Origin of the sequence: Roseomonas sp. TAS13 (assembly GCF_001950415.1) — a bacterium.
Taxonomy (GTDB): Bacteria; Pseudomonadota; Alphaproteobacteria; order Acetobacterales; family Acetobacteraceae; genus Roseomonas; species Roseomonas mucosa.
This window is the reverse complement of the sequence record NZ_BDLP01000051.1, coordinates 1-18,789: the sequence shown is the minus strand read 5'-3', so window position 1 is coordinate 18,789 and position 18,789 is coordinate 1. Positions and strand designations below refer to the sequence as shown.

Genomic DNA, 18,789 nt, shown 5'->3' with positions numbered 1-18,789 from the left:
GCCTTACGGTGGAGCTGTGCGTAGATGTGATCAAGAGACAGCCTGACCGCCCCCCGCGACTCCCCCTCGCGGGCGGGACCGGCCCACCGTCGGACGAGCATCTCCGGATGCCGCGCGGCCTCCCCTTCCCGGCCGATCCGCTCTACATGCGGGGCGACATGGCTCCTCCTCCGCTGCTCCTCCTGACCGACATCCGGCTGAACTTCGGCACCACCCCCCTGCTGGCGGGCGCCTCCCTCGGCGTCGGCGCCGGCGAAAGGCTGACCCTGGTCGGGCGCAACGGCTCGGGGAAATCCACGCTGCTGAAGATCGCGGCGGGACTGGCCGAGCCGGACGGCGGCACCCGCTTCGTGCAGCCCGGCGCCACCGTGCGCTACCTGCCGCAGGAACCCGACCTTTCCGGCTTCCCCACCACCCTGGCCTATGTGGAATCCGGCCTCGGCCCGGGGGACGACCCCTACCGCGCCCGCTACCTGCTGGAACAGCTCGGCCTTTCGGGCGAGGAAACCCCCGCCGTCCTGTCCGGCGGCGAGGCCCGCCGTGCCGCCCTCGCCCGCGTCCTGGCGCCGCAGCCGGACATCCTGCTGCTGGACGAGCCGACCAACCACCTCGACCTGCCCGCCATCGAATGGCTGGAGGGCGAGCTGCGCTCCCTGCGCTCGGCCCTCGTCCTGATCTCGCACGACCGCCGCTTCCTGGAGAACCTGTCCCGCGCCATGGTCTGGCTGGACCGCGGCGTGACCCGGCGGCTGGACCAGGGCTTCGCCCATTTCGAGGCCTGGCGCGACCAGGTGCTGGAGGACGAGGAGCGCGAGGCGCACAAGCTGACCCGCAAGATCGCGCGGGAGGAGGACTGGCTCCGCTACGGCGTCACCGCCCGGCGCAAGCGCAATGTCCGCCGCCTCGGCGAGCTGCACGACCTCCGCAAGAGACGGCGCGAGCGGGTGGGTGCCCTGGGCAAGGTCAGCATGGCCGCCGCCGAGGCAGGCGGATCGGGCTCCCTGGTCGTCTCGGCGGAGGAGATCAGCAAGACCTATGACGGCCGCACCGTGGTCGCCCCCTTCTCCACCCGCGTCCTGCGCGGCGACCGGGTGGGCATCGTCGGCCCCAACGGCGCCGGCAAGACCACGCTGCTCAACATGCTCACCGGCAACCTGCCCCCGGACAGCGGCGAGATCCGCCTCGGCACCGGGCTGGAGATGGTGAGCCTGGACCAGCGCCGCGCCAGCCTCGACCCCGCCATGACGCTGCAGAAGGCGCTGACCGGCGACGACAGCGACCTCGTCCATGTCGGCGGCACGGCCCGGCACGTCATCGGCTACATGAAGGACTTCCTTTTCCCACCGGAACAGGCCCGCACCCCCCTGGGCGTGCTCTCGGGCGGGGAGCGCGGCCGCGTCATGCTGGCCCGCGCCATGGCCCGCCCGAGCAACCTGCTGGTACTGGACGAGCCGACCAACGACCTGGACCTGGAAACCCTGGACCTGCTCCAGGAGCTGATCGCCGACTACGCCGGCACCGTCCTGCTGGTCAGCCACGACCGCGACTTCCTCGACCGCTGCACCACCTCGGTCATCGCCTATGAAGGCGCGGGCCGCTGGCAGGAATATGCCGGCGGCTATTCCGACATGGTGGCCCAACGCGGCCACGGCGTGCAGGCGCGCGCGTCCGCTTCCACCCTCGCCCCGGCGCGCTCCACGCCCGCCCCGCTTCCCCAGGCCGGGGAAGCCCCGGCCGGGCCGCGCCGGCTGAACATGCGGGAACGCGAGGCGCTGAAGACCCTGCCCGCCCGCATGGACAAGCTCCATGCCGAGATCCGCAAGCTCGGCGAGATCCTGGCCGATCCCGGCCTCTACGCCCGCGACAAGCCGCGCTTCGACAAGGCCAGCGCCATGCTGGCGGAGCGGCAGGCGGAACTCGCGAAGGCCGAGGAGGAATGGCTGGAGCTGGAAATGCTGCGCGAGGCCGCCGAGGGCAACTGACACGGGACGACGCGCTTCGGCGTCAGGGAGGACCGGAGAAAACGGGCCCAGGGCACGCGCGTCCTGACGGAGTGGGAGCATCGGGGACGAGGTAGCACCTTGCCCCCGGGCCAACGCCCCCGACCACCCCGGAAGCGGCCGCAGAAGGCTGCGGAAGCGGGATCAGGCCCGCAGCGGCCCCGCGCTATGGGTCGCCAGCACCGCCTCCGTCATGGCGTCCACCTCCACCAGCTTCACCTCATAGCCCCAGAGGCTGGCGAGATAGCGCAGCGTGTTCTCTGCATCCTTGGCCTGCAACAGGCGCCCCGGCGTGGTGCGGTGCTGCAGCATCAGCCGCCGGTCGCCCGCCAGGTCCACATCCACCACCTGCACGTCCGCGGTATTGACGCCGGGGTCATAGACGCGGGCCAGGGAACGGCGGATCTCGCGATAGCCGTCCTCGTCATGGATGGCGTCCACCAGCAGATAGGGCTCCCGCGTGTCGTCATGCAGGCGGAACATGTGGAACTTCCGCATCACCGCCGGGGACAGGAACTGCTGGATGAAGCTCTCGTCGCGATAATTCGCCCAGGCGTCGCGCAGCGTGCCCATCGGATCGCCGTTGCCGGCGAAATCGGGGAACCACCGCCGGTCCTCGGCGGTCGGCTCGCGGCAGATGCGCTCGATATCCGACATCATCGCATAGCCCAGCGCATAGGGGTTGAAGTCCCCCCCCGCCGGGTGGTCGAAGCCGGGCTGGGTGATGACGTTGCTGGTCGAATGCAGCACCTCCAGGAAGGCGGCGTCGTCGATCAGCTCCTTCTCGTGCAGCCGGGTCATGATCCGCTGGTGCACCCAGGTGGCGCAGCCCTCGTTCATCACCTTGCCCTGGGGCTGCGGGTAGAAATACTGCGCGATCAGCCGGACGATGCGGATGATCTCCCGCTCCCAGCTCTGCAACCGCGGCGAGGTCTTTTCCAGGAAGTAGAGCAGGTTCTCCTCGGGCAGGCCGAGCCTGCGCCGTCGCTCCGCCACCGGGTCCGTCCCCGGGGCGGGCTTGGTGGTGGGCACCGTCCGCCAGAGGTCGTTATAGACCTTCTCGTCATACTCCCGCCGCTCGCGCTGCCGCCGCTCCTCGGTCTGCAGGTTGAGCTGCCGGGTTCCAGCATGGCGGTGTACCCCGTGATGCGACAGCGCATGGGCGGCATCGAGCACGCGCTCCACCGCCGCCGCCCCGAAGCGGTCCTCGCAGCGCGCCACGTAGGACCGGGCGAACTCCAGGTAGTCCAGGATCGAGGAGGCCTCGGTCCATTGCCGGAACAGGTAGTTGTTGCGGAAGAAATGGTTGTGGCCGAAGGCGGCATGGGCGATCACCAGCGCCTGCATGGTCGCGGTGTTCCCCTCCATCAGATAGGAGATGCAGGGATTGGAGTTGATCACCACCTCGTAGGCGAGGCTGGTATAGCCCTTCCGGTAGCTGACCTCGTGCTGCAGGAACCGCTTGCCGTAGGACCAGTGCCGGTAGGTCAGCGGCATCCCGTGCGAGGTGTAGATGTCGAGCATCTGCTCGGGCGTGATGATCTCGATCCGGTTGGGATAGACCTCCAGCCCCAGCTCCTTCTCGGCGATCTCCTCGATCGCGTCATAGGACCGCCGCAACGTCGGGAAATCCCAGTCCGTGCCCGTGTAGAGAAGTCCAGCCCCCATCGTCCTACCCTCCCGAGGCCCAGCCGGCTGGCGCCGTGCGCTTGCCGAACAGGTCTCGGAAGACCGGGAAGATGTCCTTCCGCTCCCCGACCCGCCGCAAGGCGAGGTTCTCGGCCCGTCCGGCCACCGGCGCATAGCCGCGCCACAGGTCGCTTTCGCCCCGGATCACGGCCCCGGACACGCCGACCTCGATATAGGCGAAGTACTGCACGATCGGCAGGATGTCCTTCTCCAACAGGGAGACGGTCTTGGGCGTGTCGCCGCTGTAGTTGTCGCCATCCGAGGCCTGGGCGGCATAGATGTTCCAGGAATCCGCCGGATAGCGTTCCTTCTGAATGCGGAGCAGCTCCTCCAGCGCCGAGGACACCACCGTGCCGCCGGTGCGCGGATCGGTGAAGAAGGTCTTCTCGTCCACCTCCTCCGCCGCCTCGGTATGACGGATGAAGACGAGGTCCACCCGCTTGTAGCGCCGTTCCAGGAAGACGTGCAGCAACAGGAAGAACCGCTTGGCCAAGTCCTTCATGCTTTCGGTCATGGAGCCGGAAACGTCCATCAGGCAGAACATCACCGCTCGCGCGGTCGGCCGCGGCGTTGGGGTGAAGCGGCGGTAGCGCAGGTCCACCGGGTCCACCCAGGCGATCCGCCCCAGCCGCCGCAGCGCCGTTGCCAGCTCCTCGCGCAGCACCGGCAGCCGCTCCGGCGCTTCGCCGCTTTCCTCCAGCCCGGCGATCTCGGCCTCCAGCGCCCGGATCTCGTCCGTCTTGGGGCGCCGCAGCCCGATCCGCCGCGCCATGGACTGGCGCATGGTGCGCGCCATGTCGAGCTGCGACGGTGCCCCATCCGTGCTGATCCCGGCGCGGGAGGGGGACACGTTCTCCACGTCCATGACCTGGGCCTTCACCAGGTCCGGCAGCTCCAGGTCCTCGAAGAACAGGTCCAGGAATTCGTCCCGGGTCAGCACGAAGCGGAAGTTGTCCTCCGACTGTCCCTGGGCATTGCCCGCGCCCTGCCCCCCGCCACCATCGCCGCCACCTCCGGAGGGTGGCCGCTTGATGCGGTCGCCGACCGAGAACTCCTTGTTGCCGCCCAGCACGATGTCGCGCTGGCCGCTGGTGAAGACGGTGTGGAAGAAGGGCTCGTGCAGGCTGTCGGCGGGGATGGTGACCGCTTCCCCGCTCTTGCCGACCTCGCGCAGTGTCCCGCTGTCCACAGCCTCCCGCACTGCCCGCGTCACGGCGGACCGCGCGCGGGCCAGCACGCGCCGGCGGTTCTCCAGGTTCTTCCCGTGCGGATTCGGACGTCGGTCGATAATGTCCAAGCGGTGTGCCTCGCTCCCCGGAACCTTCAGGCCGACTGCTTCACGCGCATGTACCACTCGACCAGCCGGCGGACCTGCCGCTCGGTATAGCCGCGCGAGACCATGCGCTCGACGAAGTCGTTGTGCTTCTTCTCCGTATCGCCATCCTTCTTCGAGCCGAAGCTGATGACGGGGAGCAGGTCCTCGACCTGGCTGAACATCCGCTTCTCGATCACGTCGCGGATTTTCTCGTAGGAGGTCCAGGACGGGTTGCGCCCGCCATTGTTGGCCCGAGTCCTCAACGCGAACTTGACCACCTCGTTGCGGAAATCCTTCGGGTTCGCGATGCCCGCCGGCTTCTCGATCTTGGTCAGCTCCCCGTTCAGCAGCTCGCGGTTCAGCATCTGCCCGGTATCGGGATCCTTGAAGTCCTGGTCCTCGATCCAGGCATCCGCATAGTCGAGGTAGCGGTCGAACAGGTTCTGGCCATAGTCGTGGTAGCTCTCCAGGTAGGCCTTCTGGATCTCGTTGCCGATGAACTCGGCATAGCGGGAGGCGAGCTCCGACTTGATGCTGGTCAGGTAGTTCTGCTCGACCTCGGCGGGGAACTGCTCCCGCTTCACGGTGTTCTCCAGCACGTACATCAGGTGCACCGGGTCGGCCGCGACCTCGGTCGGGTCGTGGTTGAAGGTGGCCGAGAGCACCTTGTAGGCGAAGCGGGTGGAGATGCCCTCCATCCCCTCGTCCACCCCGGCGGAGTCCTTGTACTCCTGCATGGTCTTTACCTTGGGGTCGGTCTCGCGGAGGTTTTCCCCGTCATAGACCCGCATCTTGGTGAAGGGCCGCGAATTGGCATGCGGCTTCAGCCGCGACAGCACGGCGAAGCGGGCCAGCATCTCCAGCGTGTGCGGGGCGCAGGGCGCCTCGGCCAGGGCGGAGGAGGAGATCAGCTTCTCGTAGATCTTCGTCTCCTCGGTGACCCGCAGGCAGTAGGGCACCTTCACCACGTTCACGCGGTCGAGGAAGGCCTCGTTCGTTCGGTTGTTGCGGAAGCTCTGCCACTCCGCCTCGTTGGAATGGGCCAGGATGATCCCGTTGAAGGGGATGGCGCCGATATTCTCCGTGCCGAGGTAGTTGCTCTCCTGCGTCGCCGTCAGCAGCGGGTGCAGCATCTTGATCGGAGCCTTGAACATCTCGACGAATTCGAGGAGCCCCTGGTTGGCGCGGTTCAGCCCGCCCGAGAAGCCATAGGCGTCCGGGTCGTTCTGCGAGAACATTTCCAGCTTGCGGATATCGACCTTGCCGACCAGGGCGGAGATGTCCTGGTTGTTGTCGTCGCCCGGTTCGGTCTTGGCGACGGCGATCTGCTTCAGGCGCGAGGGATGCAGCTTCACCACCCGGAACTTCTGCAGGTCGCCGCCGAACTCCTCCAGCCGCTTCAGCGCCCAGGGACTGGCCAGGCCGTTGAGGTAGCGGCGCGGGATGTTGAACTGCTTCTCCAGCACCGGTGCCATCCGCTCCGGCTCGAACAGGCCGAGCGGGCTCTCGAAGACCGGGCTGAGGTCGCGTCCGGCCTTGAGCACGTAGATGGGCTCCTGCTCCATCAGCGCCTTCAGCCGCTCGCCCAGCGAGGACTTGCCGCCGCCGACCGGGCCCAGCAGGTAGAGGATCTGCTTGCGCTCCTCCAGCCCCTGCGCGGCATGGCGGAAGAAGGCGACGATGCGCTCGATCGTCTCCTCCATGCCGTAGAACTCGGCGAAGGCCGGATAGACCCGGATGGTGCGGTTCAGGAAGATGCGGCCGAGCCGTGCATCCTTGGCCGTGTCGATCGTCTCGGGCTCGCCGATCGCCTTCAGCATGCGCTCCGCCGGGGAGGCATAGCAGAGCGGGTCGTCGCGGCAGGCTTCGAGGTATTCGGACAGGCTCATCTCGGCCTCGCGGCGCTGCTCGCGCAGCGAGGAGTGCAGGGAGAAGATGTCATCGAGCGGAGCCATGGAACCCTCCGGAAAAGAGATGTTGGCGACGGGCGGTGCTCTGGTCAGTCCTTGCGAAACGAAACAGCGGTCTGAATTCCGCGCCGCGCGCCGATGCCATAGGAAAATTCTGGGCACGGCTCGGGCAACGGCAAGAGAGCGATACACAACGGTTTCAAAGAAACGCGCCCTCTGGACCAGGGCGGACACACGGGATCAACTTCGGTTGCCCCGGCCCGTGGCAGGACGTTACAATCCCGCGGGCTTCACCTTGCTTGGATATGGAAGCGTAGGGCAGCGGTGCCAATAGCTTCAACTCCATTCCTCATCGATTGTGGGAAGAGAGTTGCACTGTGGTTTTCCCATCCTGCTGCATTGCCGCGACAGCATGGCATGCCGGTGCCGGATTCGCTTCTTTTTTTGGATACCCCAGCGAAAACCCGGTGACATTCGGACCGTCCTCCCCACCCCGACGGCCACCCATGCAAATCGCTTGCCGCCGCGCCGCGCCGGCCGGCGGAAGGGTCCCGGGCGCGTCCGGACAGATCCCCACGCCCTCCTCCGCGCCCTCGCGCATCCCCGGGGGGGCTCTTGATGGACGGCGCGATCGGGCCTCTTGATCGGGGCCGCATTCTGATCCGGAGGCTCCCGATGACCCAGACGTCCCTTCCGCTCGAACAGCGCATCGACCGGCTCGCCGAGGTCGCCGTCCGCGTGGGCCTCGGCCTGCGGGAAGGGCAGGAGCTGGTGATGACCGCGCCGCTTGATGCCCTGCCGCTGGTGCGGCGCATCACCGAACATGCCTACAAGGCAGGCGCCTCGCTCGTCACCACGCTGCTGAGCGACGAGGAAATGACCCTCGCCCGCTTCCGCCACGCTCCCGACAGCGCCTTCGACACCGCGCCCGGCTGGCTCTTCGAGGGCATGGGCCGGGCCTTCGCCGGCAATGCCGCCCGCCTTGCCATCACCGGTGAGGACCCGAACCTGCTTTCCGCCCAGGACCCGGAAAAGGTCTCCCGCGCCAACCGCGCCCGCTCGAAGGCCTATCTGCCGGCGCTGGAGCGGATCGTGAACTTCGACATCAACTGGACCATCGCCTCCTACGCCACCCCCTCCTGGGCACGGGCCATGTTCCCGGAGGAGGCGCCCGAGGCCGGGGTGGCGAGGCTCTGGGACGCGATCTTCGCCGCCTCCCGCGTCGATGCCGCCGACCCGGTCGCCGCCTGGGCCGCCCACAACGCCAGCCTCCACGCCCGCACCCGCCTGCTGAACGGCAAGCGCTACAGCGCGCTCCGCTTCCGCGGCCCTGGCACCGACCTGACCGTCGGCCTGGCGGACGGCCATGCCTGGCTGGGCGGGGCCGAGGTCGCCAAGAACGGCATCACCTGCAACCCGAACATCCCCTCCGAGGAGGTCTTCACCACCCCCCACGCGGCGCGGGTGGAAGGACATGTCCGCTCCACCAAGCCGCTCTCCTATGGCGGCACGCTGATCCGCGACATCGCCGTGCGCTTCGAGGGCGGCCGGATCGTGGAGGCCCAGGCCAGCACCGGGCTGGAGGTGCTGCGGAAGGTGCTCGACACCGACGAAGGCGCCCGCCGCCTGGGCGAGGTCGCGCTGGTGCCGCACTCTTCCCCCATCTCCGCCAGCGGGCTGCTTTTCTTCAACACCCTCTTCGACGAGAACGCCGCCTGCCACATCGCTCTCGGCCAGGCCTACAAGACCTGCTTCGAGAACAGCGCCGGCCTGACCGACGAGGCCTTCCAGGCCCAGGGCGGCAACAAGAGCCTGATCCATATCGACTGGATGATCGGCTCCGGCGAGGTGGACGTGGACGGCATCACCGCCTCCGGCGAGGCCGAGCCGGTGATGCGCCAGGGCGAGTGGGCCTGACCGGGTGGGCCTCCTGACCGGGAAGGGCTGAGGCGGGACCGGCCCCGCCCGTCCCCGGGGGGCACCTCCTGGGGGTCACCTCCTGGAGGTCACCTCCTGGGGGCCACGGCGCCGGGCCGGGGCATCGCCGGCCTACCGTCAGCGCCGCGCTGGCACGCGGCCCCGGCTCTCCCCATCTTGCCCTCGGGCGGTCTAGAAACCCCGCCGAACCGCATAACGCACTGACAGGAAAGCTGCCGATGGACCAGCCCGTCCTTTCCCGGCCGTCTGGTCCGGAAACCCATGCCGCCACCGGGGCCGCCGAAACCGCCGTGGCGCGCGAGGCCGCGCGGCGCCGCGCCTTCGCCATCATCGCCCACCCCGACGCCGGCAAGACCACCCTGACGGAGAAGCTGCTGCTGCGCGGCGGCGCCATCCAGCTCGCCGGCCAGGTCCGTGCCAAGGGCGACCGCCGCCGCACCCGCTCGGACTGGATGAAGATCGAGCAGGACCGCGGCATCTCGGTGGCCACCTCGGTCATGACCTTCGAGCGCGACGGGGTGGTGTTCAACCTGCTCGACACGCCGGGCCACGAGGACTTCTCCGAGGACACCTACCGCACCCTCACCGCCGTGGACGCCGCGGTGATGGTGATCGACGCCGCCAAGGGCATCGAGGCCCAGACCCGCAAGCTCTTCGAGGTCTGCCGCCTGCGCGACATCCCGATCATCACCTTCATCAACAAGATGGACCGGGAGTCGAAGGACATCTTCGAGCTGCTGGACGAGATCGAGAAGACGCTGGCCCTCGACGTCGCCCCGGTCGCCTGGCCGGTGGGCGCCGGCCGCTCCTTTGTCGGCACCTACGACCTGCTCGACCCCGCCCTGCACCTGATGGCGGAGGGCTCCGGCCCGGTGAGGCTTTCCGGCCTCGGCGACCCGAAGCTGGACACGCTGGTCAAGCCCGACCTGGCCCGGGAGCTCCGCGACGGCGCCGAGCTGGCCGGCGCCTATCCGGATTTCGACCCGGCGCGCTTCCTGGAGGGTACGATGACGCCGGTCTATTTCGGCTCTGCCCTGCGCGACTTCGGTATCGGCCACCTGCTGGAGGGCCTGGCCCGCTTCGCCCCCCCGCCCCGCGACCGCGCCGCCGACAGCCGCACCGTCACGGCCTCCGAGCCCGAGCTGACCGGCTTCGTCTTCAAGATCCAGGCGAACATGGACCCCAACCACCGGGACCGCGTCGCCTTCCTGCGCATCTGCTCCGGCCGGCTGCAGAAGGGCATGCGCCTGCGCCAGACCCGCACGGGCAAGCAGGTCCCCGTCAACGCCCCTCTCTTCTTCTTCGCCCAGGACCGCCAGGTGGCCGAGGAGGCCTGGCCCGGCGACGTGGTCGGCATCGCCAACCACGGCATCCTTCGAATCGGCGACACGCTGACCGAGAAGGAGGCGCTGAACTTCTCCGGCGTGCCGAGCTTCGCCCCCGAGATCCTGCGCCGGGTGATGATCGAGGATGCCATGGTGGGCAAGAAGCTCCGCACCGCGCTGGAACAGCTGGCCGAGGAAGGCGTGGTGCAGCTCTTCCGCCCGCTGGACGGAACGCCGCCGGTGGTGGGCGTGGTCGGCGCCCTCCAGCTCGACGTGCTGGCCGAGCGCCTGAAGGCCGAGTACGGCGTCCCCAGCCGCTACGAGAACACGCCCTGGAGCCTGATGCGCTGGGTCGCCTCGGAGGACGCGGCGGCGCTGGAACGCTTCCGCCGCGCCATCCCCCATGACGTGGCCGAGGACCACGACGGCGCGCTGGTGGCCTTCTTCAGCAGCGACTGGCGCCGCAACAGGGCGGCGGAGGACTTCCCGGAACTGCGCTTCCTGGAGGTCCGCGAGCAGCACAGCCTCATGACGAAGGCAGGGTGAATCGCCTGGGACGCGAGTAAATACTAATTTACTCGCGCTTCACGTTTGTTAATTATTAGGAATTATATCCCATATACGGCTTTTCGCGACCGCAGAATGTTGCGATCAGTAGCAGAGTTGTGATGAAGTTCTTGTTCACATTCCCCGGCTGTGCCACCCGATCAGCATCATTGTCGAGGAGTTGATCTGTGAGCACTCGTCCCATCGGTTCAACGGAAAGCTTTCTCGATTCGATCGGTGTCAATACCCATATCAATGACACCAGTGGTGGGTACGGGAATATCAGCAAGGTTATTTCCAATCTCGACTATATCGGCGTCACGCATGTCCGTGATGGTCTTACCGGTTCTTTGTCCACCGAGCTTTTCGAGGTCCTTGCCAACAACGATATTACCTTCTCTCTGCTGACCAGTGGCAACAACGGTGCCAGCCTCAGCAGCCAGATCTCGGCCATCGCGAAGCTGGAAAGCCTTTACAACGCGATCGACTACGTCGAAGGTCCTAACGAGACGGACTACTTCCCTATCAGCTATAACGGTCTGACCGGCTTCGCCGCGACCCGGGCCTTCCAGTCGGCCCTCTACTCGGCGGTGCACGGCAACAGCGCCCTGAGCGGCACGCCGGTCATCCAGACCAGCCTGGGCGACGGCAATTCCTACAGCCAGCTCGGCAACCTCTCCTCCTCCGCCGACTACTCCAACATCCACAGCTACTATTTCGGCTGGGGCTTCACCCGGAGCGTGGCCGACCAGGTGCCGGAACGGATCGCCGAGGCGCAGACCATTTCCCCCGGCAAGGACACCGTCGCCACTGAGGGCGGCTGGTCCACCGCCACCTATTCCAGCGACGGCTACGGCGTGAACGAGCGGACCCAGGCGGTCCTGACCCTCAACATGCTGCTGGACCAGTACAAGGACGGGGTCGACCGCACCTACATCTACGAGCTGGTGAACTCCGGCACCTATTCCTCCACCAACCTGCAGACCGGCTTCGGCCTGTTCAACGCCGACGGCACGCCCAAGCAGGCCGCCACGGCCCTGCACAACCTGAACAGCATCCTGTCCGACCCGGCGGCGGGCACGAAGGGCGTCTCACTGACCAATCTCGGCTACACCCTCCAGGGCATGCCGACCGAGGGCCAGGACATGCTGCTGCAGAAGAGCTCGGGCAACTATGACCTGGTGCTGTGGAACGAGCCGACCATCTGGAACACGACCACCCACAGCGCCTATTCCATCGCCAGCCAGACGGTCACCATCAACTTCGACAACGCCCAGTCCGGCACGATCTACGACCCGCTCCTGGGCAGCACGGCGATCGCCAGCTTCTCCAACACCAAGAGCGTCCAGGTCGCGCTGTCCGACCACCCGCTGGTGGTCGAGGTCGGCACCGCCGCGACCGCCACGGTGGCCACGGACACCGCCACCACCGGGACGAACAAGATCGTCCTGCATGTCTCCGAGGACGCCTACCAGGGCGATGCGCAGTTCGTCGTCCGCGTGGACGACAAGGTGGTGAGCGACGTGCTGACCGCCACGGCCTCGCACGCCGCCGGGAAGACGCAGGACATCACCGTCAGCGGCGATTTCGGCAGCGGCACGCACAAGGTCTCGGTCACCTACCTGAACGACCTCAACGGCGGCTCCGCCGGCGACCGGAACCTCTACGTGGAGGGGATCACGGTGGACGGCACGCTGTATTCCAGCGCCAAGGCCAACATGACCTATAACTACACGGCCGACTTCAACCTCAACTTCAAAGCCTCCAGCAGCGCCTCGTCGGGCAGCAGCACCTCCAGCTCGACGGCCGGCACCACCACCAGCAACGTCAGCACGCCCAACGCCAGCAGCACCGACAGCATCACGCTGCGGGTGTCGGAGGATGCCTACAAGGGCGATGCCCAGATGGTGGTGAAGGTGGACGGAAAGCAGCTGGGCGACTCGGCCTATACCGTGACCGCCTCGCATGCCGCCGGGAAGACCCAGGACATCACCCTCCACGGCGACTTCACCACCGGCACCCACAAGGTCGAGGTGGCCTTCATCAACGACTTCTACGAAGGCAGCGCCAGCGCCGACCGCAACCTGTACCTCCAGGGCATCGACGTGAACGGCACCTTCCACGCCGAGGCGGCCGCCAGCCTCACCTGGAATCACTCGGTCAGCTACGACCTCGCCTTCGCCTGAGGCGGAATGGGGCGGGCCGGGATCATCCCGGCCCCCTCCGCGGGATGGGCGGTGAGCGAAGCATCGTCGCCCTTCTCCTTCCGCCGGATCCGGCCGCCGCCGTAATGGCGGGCATAGCACTTCACGCATTCCGCGCCGAACAGGAAGATCAGCGTGGAATAATAGATCCAGAGCAGCATCACGAAGAGCGTCCCCGCCGCACCATAGGTGGAGGCGATGCTCGCCTGGCTCAGATACAGGCTGATCCCGAAGCGGCCGAACAACAGCAGCACGGCGGTCACCACCGCCCCGACCATCACCTCGCGCCAACTCAGCCAGCGGTTCGGCAGGACCCGGTAAAGCACCCCGATGGCCAAGCTCAGCAGCAGAAAGGACACGCCGGTGTTCAGCAGCTGCAGCACGACCTGCGTCCAGGGCAGCAGGTTCAGATAGACCTGCAGCGCCGCCATCACGGTATTGGCCAGAAGCAACACGATCAGCAGGAAGCCCACGCTGATCACCAGCCCGACGCCGAGCAGACGCGTGCGGATCAGTGCCCAGACCGTGGAACGGGGCGGCGGCACGTCCAGGATGGCGTTCAGGGAAGCCTCGACGGCGCTGAACAGCCCGCTGGCGGTGACCAGGATGCCGACGAGGCTGATCAGCGTGGCGGTCAGGCCGGAACCGAAATGGCTGGCGCTGCGCAGCAGGGACAGCACGAACTCCGTCGCCTGTGGCCCCACGATCTCGTTCAGCTGAGTCTCGACAGCCTTCTGCGCCGCCTCGGCACCGAAGACATAGCCCGCGATCGCCACCGCGATCACCAGGATCGGCGCCACCGAGAAGATCGCGTAGTAGGCGATGGCGGCGCCCCGCGTCATCGCGTCATCCTCAAAGAAGAGGAGGACGCTCTCCTTCACCACTCGCCATACACGCCGCAATCCGCCGGTTCCTTGAACTGTCAGGAGCCGCCACTCTTGGCGGCAAAGCCCATGGCATGAAAGTCACATCAGCGTCGGGGCCTGTGGCAGTTCCGCCATGGTCAACGGCAGGGCGCAGCGCGGGAACCGGCTGGCCCCAGCAGGCCAGCCACGTCGTGTCGCCGGTCCTGGGGCCGCATCCGGCAGCGGCCCCGGCGCCGGTTCCCAGGGCGACGGGGCAGGCTACTCAGGCGTCCTCGGCTTCCCAGAAATCCTCCGCCAGCTCCGCCTTGAAGGAGGCGCGGGCCTTGCCGCCGTCCACGTCCTCGATCAGGCCGAGCGGCAGATAGTGGTGCTTGCCGGCCGCGCCACGGTCGGACTTGGTCAGCTTGATGCGGTCGCCGATGACGTGATCGACCGTGCCGATATGGCCGCCATCCGCACCGATGATCTCCATGTGCTCCTTGATCGCGCTCGCATCCGCCATGGCCTGTGCTCCTCTTGCTGACAAAGGCACCGGCTTAACGCGCATCCGCGTCCCGGGATGCGGTGGCCCGTCGCGACCGGCCGGCGATCCAGAACCCCATCTGGCCGATGGCGCAGCCTCCCACCAGCACCAGCCCCGCGCCCACCGCCGGATCGCCGCCGATGGCAACCAGCGCGGAGCACAGGGCGCCCCAGCCCATCTGCGCGCAGCCATAGAGCCCGGCCGCCGAGCCGATCACGGCCGGGTTCACGCTGATCGCCCGGGTCAACGCCATGGGGCTCGCCATGCCGCTGCCGAAGGTGAAGAGCACCAGCGGCGGCATGATCAGCGCGACACTCATATGCCCCGACAGCACCACGCCCAGGAAAAGGCAGGCGCCGAGCAGCCCCGCCAGGCTGGCGCCGATCATCACCCGGTCGATCCCAGAGCGCCGCACCAGCCGGCTGGCGACCAGGCTGCCGGCGGAAAGGCCCAGCACCATGACGGCGAGATAGAGCCCCACCTCCTGCACCGGCCGGTGCAGCTCGTTGACGAAGATGAAGGGCGAGGCCGAGATGAAGCCGTACATGCTGGTGGTGGTGCAGGCCCCGCCCAGGGTGAAGCCCAGGAAGGCTGGCGAGCGCAGCAGCCGCAGGTAGTCCCGCATCACATGGCCCGCGCGGATGCCGGTCCGCATCTGCCCCGTCTCCGGCAGGCGCCGCCAGCACAGCAGCAGCAGCCCCAGCCCGACGGCGGCCAGCAGCCCGAAGATCGCCCGCCAGTCGAACAGCGCCACCAGCGCCCCGCCCAGGGCGGGCGCCAGGCCCGGCCCGGCCGAGACCATCAGGTTCAGCAGCGCCAGCCGCGACGCGGCGGCCTGCGGCTCCGCCGAGTCCCGCACCATGGCCCGCCCCAGGGCGAGCCCGGCGCAGCCGCCCAGCGCCTGGAAGAAGCGCGCCACCGACAGGCTGCCGATTCCCGGGGCGAAGAGCGCCACGAAGCCCGCGAAGGTATAGAGCATCAGCCCCGAGATCAGCACCGGCCGCCGCCCGAACCGGTCGGCGAGGGGGCCGTAGAAGAGCTGCCCGCAGGCCAGGCCGATCAGGTAGAAGGTGATCGCCCCCTGCATGGCCCCGGCGCCGACCCCGAGGCTGCGGGCCGCGCTCGGCAGGGCCGGCACGAAGATATGCATGGCCAGCGTGCCGGAAAACGTCACCAGGGCCAGCAGCCAGAGCGGGGGATGCGGTCTCGGGATCGCCTCGCCCGGCTCCAGCGGCACGGCGGAGGGCGACGCGGGGCGGTTCTCCGTCCCCTTCGTCAAGGATGCCATGCCCCGGAGCATGTCCCCGCCACCCGCCCCTGTCACCCCGGCCGGGCCGCCCTTTCCCGTGCCCGCGTCCGCGTCCTGCCGCATCCGGCACCACCCCCTGCCCGGCCCCGGCGCGTCGGATGCGGCAGGACGGCGCCAATGTCCCGGAAAAAGCAGCCTTGTGGAGGACTCCGCCCCTGCCTATGGTGGCTTGCCCCGGCGGCAAGTCGCCGGTGGGGGGACGATGCGCCTCGGCTGGCCTGGATGATGGACCGGCCCTGACGCGACGACCCGTGCGCCCGGACTGGCGCCGGTGGCTGGCCGATCGCGCCCGCCATGACAGGCGGCCGTTCCTCCGGGAAGGTGCGGGTCCCGGTTCCCCGGCCGGTGCGTCCCGCGGCGCGCATGGGCGCTCTTTGCCAGGCAACCCTGGAACCTGCCAGCCCTCCGCGCGCCTGCCGCCGGCCCGCTTGCGCCGCGATTCCGCGATGCGCGCGGGGCCTGCGCGCGGTGCGCCCAACCATCGGGCCGGCCCTTTCCCGGGCCGCGCCCTGCGAGAGTGAGGACGGGACCGGCATGGCCGCGACGACGCGCCTATCGCGAATCGCCACGACGCCCTGCGCCGGCTTCCGCTCCGCATCCCACAACCGAGCCGACGCCGCCGCCCCGAGAGGCAGGCGGCTGTCGCGGAGCACACGCTTCCATGACCAAGCGCATGCTGATCGACGCCTCCCACCCGGAAGAGACCCGGCTGGTGGTGATGGATGGCAACCGGATCGAGGACTTCGACGTCGAGGCGGCTGACCGCCTCCCCCTCAAGGGCAACATCTACCTGGCGAAGGTGGTCCGCGTGGAGCCGAGCCTCCAGGCGGCCTTCGTCGAGTATGGCGGCAACCGCCACGGCTTCCTGGCCTTCAGCGAAATCCACCCCGACTACTACCAGATCCCCGTCGCCGACCGGCAGCGCCTGCTGGAGATGCAGGCGCAGGAGGCCGAGGAGGAGGAGGAGGACGAGGCGGAGCTCGACACCGCCGCCGAGCGCCCCGCCCCCGAGGACGACCGTGACCTGCGCCGCCGCGAGGCGCGTGAGCCCCGTGGCTCCCGCTCCGGCCGCTCGCGTTCCGTCAGCCACGCCGCCCCGGAAGAGCCGCCGGTGGACACCGCCCCGCCCGCCGGGGACGCCCCCGCCGCGCCGGAGGCCATGGCATCCGGGACCGCCGCCCCGGCGCCGGGCGGCGAGGCCGCGAACCCCGGCCCGCACCAGGTCTTCGGCGAAGCCATCCCCGAGCTTCCCCCTGGCCCTTCCCTTCAGGCACCGCGCGAGGCGGGCGAGGAAACCGCGCCCCTCCCCATCGCCCGCAGCGAGGCGGCCCCGACGGACGCCGCCCCGGAATCCGCGACCCATGAGCCGGCACGGGCCCCGGACGCGGCCTCCGGGACCGGCACGCCCGGCGAGGCCCAGGAAGGCAACGTCCAGGAAGGCAGCGTCCAGGAAGGCAACGGCGGCACCCCCCGCCCCGGTCGCGCCCAGCCCATGTCCATGCATGTGGACCAGGTCTCCGAGGGCGATCCGGTGCGCGAGGCCGGCGATGCCCTGGTCCTCGACGACACGCCCGAAGTCCCGCCCGAGACCCTGGGCGGCGATGCCGAGGGCAGTGGCGAGGAGGACCGCAGCCGCGAGCGCCGCATCCCGCCCCGCTTCCTGCGGCACTACAAGATCCAGGAGGTGATCCGCCGCCGGCAGATCATGCTGGTGCAGGTCGTGAAGGAGGAGCGCGGCAACAAGGGCGCGGCGCTCACCACCTACATCTCGCTGGCCGGCCGCTTCTCGGTCCTGATGCCGAACTCGCCGCGCGGCGGCGGCGTCTCGCGCAAGATCACCCAGGTCGCCGACCGCAAGCGCCTGCGCGAGGCGGTGGAGGAGATGAGCCTGCCCAAGGGCATGAGCATCATCGTCCGCACCGCCGGCGCCCAGCGGCCGAAGCCCGAGATCCGGCGCGACGGCGAGTACCTGCTCCGCCTCTGGGACGACATCCGCGAGCGGACCATGGGCTCCACCGCCCCGGCCCTGATCTACGAGGAAGCGGACCTCATCAAGCGGTCGCTGCGCGACAGCTACGGCCGCGACATCGACGACGTGGAGGTCGAGGGCGAGGCCGCCTGGAAGCAGGCCCGCGACTTCATGCGCATGATCATGCCGCAGCACGAGCGGCGCGTGCGCCTGTACCGCGACCCGGTGGTGCCGCTCTTCGTCAAGGCGGGGGTGGAACAGCAGCTCGACGCGATGATGTCGCCGGTCGTGCAGCTCCGCTCCGGCGGCTACATCGTCATCAACCAGACCGAGGCGCTGGTCGCCATCGACGTGAACTCCGGCCGCAACACCCGCGACCGGCACATCGAGGACACGGCCCTTCGCACCAACATGGAGGCGTCGGAGGAGATCGCGCGGCAGCTCCGCCTGCGCGACCTCGCCGGCCTCATCGTCATCGACTTCATCGACATGGAGTCGAGCAAGCACGACGCCCAGGTCGAGCGCCGCCTGAAGGAATCGCTGCGCACCGACCGCGCCCGCATCCAGGTCGGCCGCATCAGCCATTTCGGCCTGCTGGAGATGAGCCGCCAGCGGCTGCGCCCCAGCCTGACCGAGCACGCCTTCATGACCTGCCCGCACTGCCAGGGCCGGGGCATCGTGCGCTCGCTGGAAAGCAGCGCGCTGCACGTCCTGCGCGCGATCGAGGAGGAAGGCGCCAAGCGCCGCGCCTCGGAGATCATGGTCCAGGCCGCCGAGCCGGTGGCCATGCACATCCTGAACAACAAGCGCGAATGGCTCGCCAACATCGAGGCGCGCTTCAACATGCACGTCCTGCTGTCGGGCGAGCATGAGATGTCCGAGGCGCAGTTCCGCATCGAGCGCCTGAAGGCCCAGACCATGCCGGCACCGCAGGTGGCGAGCCGTGCCCCCGCCCTGCGCATGGACTACCTGCCCGAGACGGTGGCCGAGGAGCCGGAGGAGGTCGAGGACGAGCCGGAGGCCGAGGCCGCCCCGGCGGGCGACGACAAGGCCGAGCACCGGCCCGAGGGCAATGCGGACGAGAAGGGCGAGAACGGCCGCCGCCGCCGCCGCCGCCGCCGTGGCGGCCGCCGCGAGGGTGGCGAGCGCCCGGAGGCGGAGGCTGCGGGCGAAGGCGACGCCGACCAGGAGCAGC

General features: G+C 68.7%; 11 protein-coding genes. 5 read left to right on the top strand and 6 right to left on the bottom strand.

Translation table 11 applies throughout. The features are described from left to right. Nucleotides 1-158: 158 nt before the first annotated feature. Nucleotides 159-1,982 (top strand): ABC-F family ATP-binding cassette domain-containing protein, encoded by a 1,824-nt coding sequence (locus tag ROTAS13_RS06800; protein WP_075821895.1) that lies wholly within the window; start codon nt 159-161, stop codon nt 1,980-1,982. Between the two features lie 162 nt (nt 1,983-2,144). Here ROTAS13_RS06800 and ROTAS13_RS06795 read toward each other — a convergent pair whose 3' ends face one another. Genes ROTAS13_RS06795 through ROTAS13_RS06785 form a run of 3 tightly spaced genes read right to left on the bottom strand, consistent with a single transcriptional unit; the run spans nt 2,145 to nt 6,959 of the window. Further along, nucleotides 2,145-3,668 carry a SpoVR family protein gene (locus ROTAS13_RS06795; RefSeq protein ID WP_026033060.1) on the bottom strand — a complete coding sequence of 508 codons (1,524 nt, stop codon included), beginning with the start codon at nt 3,666-3,668 and terminating at the stop codon, nt 2,145-2,147. Nucleotides 3,669-3,672: 4 nt separating this feature from the next. Beyond that, a complete protein-coding gene (locus ROTAS13_RS06790) occupies nt 3,673-4,986 on the bottom strand; it encodes a YeaH/YhbH family protein (RefSeq protein WP_058389404.1) in 1,314 nt (437 codons plus the stop codon). A 26-nt stretch (nt 4,987-5,012) separates the two neighbouring features. Further along, nucleotides 5,013-6,959 (bottom strand): PrkA family serine protein kinase, encoded by a 1,947-nt coding sequence (locus ROTAS13_RS06785; RefSeq protein ID WP_019460342.1) that lies wholly within the window; start codon nt 6,957-6,959, stop codon nt 5,013-5,015. Between the two features lie 630 nt (nt 6,960-7,589). On the opposite strand from ROTAS13_RS06785, the gene ROTAS13_RS06780 reads away from it, so the two are divergent. The 3 genes from ROTAS13_RS06780 to ROTAS13_RS06770 all read left to right on the top strand — a co-directional run bounded on the left by ROTAS13_RS06780 (nt 7,590) and on the right by ROTAS13_RS06770 (nt 12,909). After that, entirely contained in the window at nt 7,590-8,831 is a 1,242-nt protein-coding gene (locus ROTAS13_RS06780) for an aminopeptidase (RefSeq protein ID WP_058389403.1), read from the top strand. A gap of 239 nt (nt 8,832-9,070) precedes the next feature. Further along, a complete protein-coding gene (locus ROTAS13_RS06775; RefSeq protein ID WP_019460340.1) occupies nt 9,071-10,723 on the top strand; it encodes a peptide chain release factor 3 in 1,653 nt (550 codons plus the stop codon). 188 nt (nt 10,724-10,911) lie between these two features. Further along, nucleotides 10,912-12,909: a carbohydrate-binding domain-containing protein gene (locus ROTAS13_RS06770; protein ID WP_139323277.1), complete on the top strand. Its 1,998-nt coding sequence runs from the start codon at nt 10,912-10,914 to the stop codon at nt 12,907-12,909. Here ROTAS13_RS06770 and ROTAS13_RS06765 read toward each other — a convergent pair. From ROTAS13_RS06765 to ROTAS13_RS06755, 3 genes are all read right to left on the bottom strand, one after another. Beyond that, nucleotides 12,888-13,808, bottom strand: coding sequence for a YihY/virulence factor BrkB family protein (locus ROTAS13_RS06765; protein ID WP_147292463.1), 921 nt, complete (start codon nt 13,806-13,808; stop codon nt 12,888-12,890). The genes ROTAS13_RS06770 and ROTAS13_RS06765 overlap by 22 nt on opposite strands. 247 nt (nt 13,809-14,055) lie before the next feature. Then, complete coding sequence (locus ROTAS13_RS06760; RefSeq protein ID WP_019460337.1) at nt 14,056-14,295, bottom strand: DUF2171 domain-containing protein; 240 nt, start codon at nt 14,293-14,295, stop codon at nt 14,056-14,058. 34 nt (nt 14,296-14,329) lie between these two features. Next, nucleotides 14,330-15,604 (bottom strand): multidrug effflux MFS transporter, encoded by a 1,275-nt coding sequence (locus tag ROTAS13_RS06755; RefSeq protein ID WP_226946136.1) that lies wholly within the window; start codon nt 15,602-15,604, stop codon nt 14,330-14,332. Between the two features lie 682 nt (nt 15,605-16,286). On the opposite strand from ROTAS13_RS06755, the gene ROTAS13_RS06750 reads away from it, so the two are divergent. Next, nucleotides 16,287-18,789, top strand: a 2,503-nt coding sequence (locus tag ROTAS13_RS06750; protein WP_075821893.1) for an Rne/Rng family ribonuclease, incomplete at its 3' end; no start/stop codon positions are given.

Excerpts from the sequence above, each read along its gene's own strand:
- ROTAS13_RS06800 (WP_075821895.1), top strand. The coding sequence starts at position 159 with ATGGCTCCTCCTCCGCTGCTCCTCCTGACCGACATCCGGCTGAACTTC.
- ROTAS13_RS06795 (WP_026033060.1), bottom strand. The coding sequence starts at position 3,668 with ATGGGGGCTGGACTTCTCTACACGGGCACGGACTGGGATTTCCCGACG.
- ROTAS13_RS06785 (WP_019460342.1), bottom strand. The coding sequence starts at position 6,959 with ATGGCTCCGCTCGATGACATCTTCTCCCTGCACTCCTCGCTGCGCGAG.
- ROTAS13_RS06780 (WP_058389403.1), top strand. The coding sequence starts at position 7,590 with ATGACCCAGACGTCCCTTCCGCTCGAACAGCGCATCGACCGGCTCGCC.
- ROTAS13_RS06775 (WP_019460340.1), top strand. The coding sequence starts at position 9,071 with ATGGACCAGCCCGTCCTTTCCCGGCCGTCTGGTCCGGAAACCCATGCC.
- ROTAS13_RS06760 (WP_019460337.1), bottom strand. The coding sequence starts at position 14,295 with ATGGCGGATGCGAGCGCGATCAAGGAGCACATGGAGATCATCGGTGCG.
- ROTAS13_RS06755 (WP_226946136.1), bottom strand. The coding sequence starts at position 15,604 with ATGGCATCCTTGACGAAGGGGACGGAGAACCGCCCCGCGTCGCCCTCC.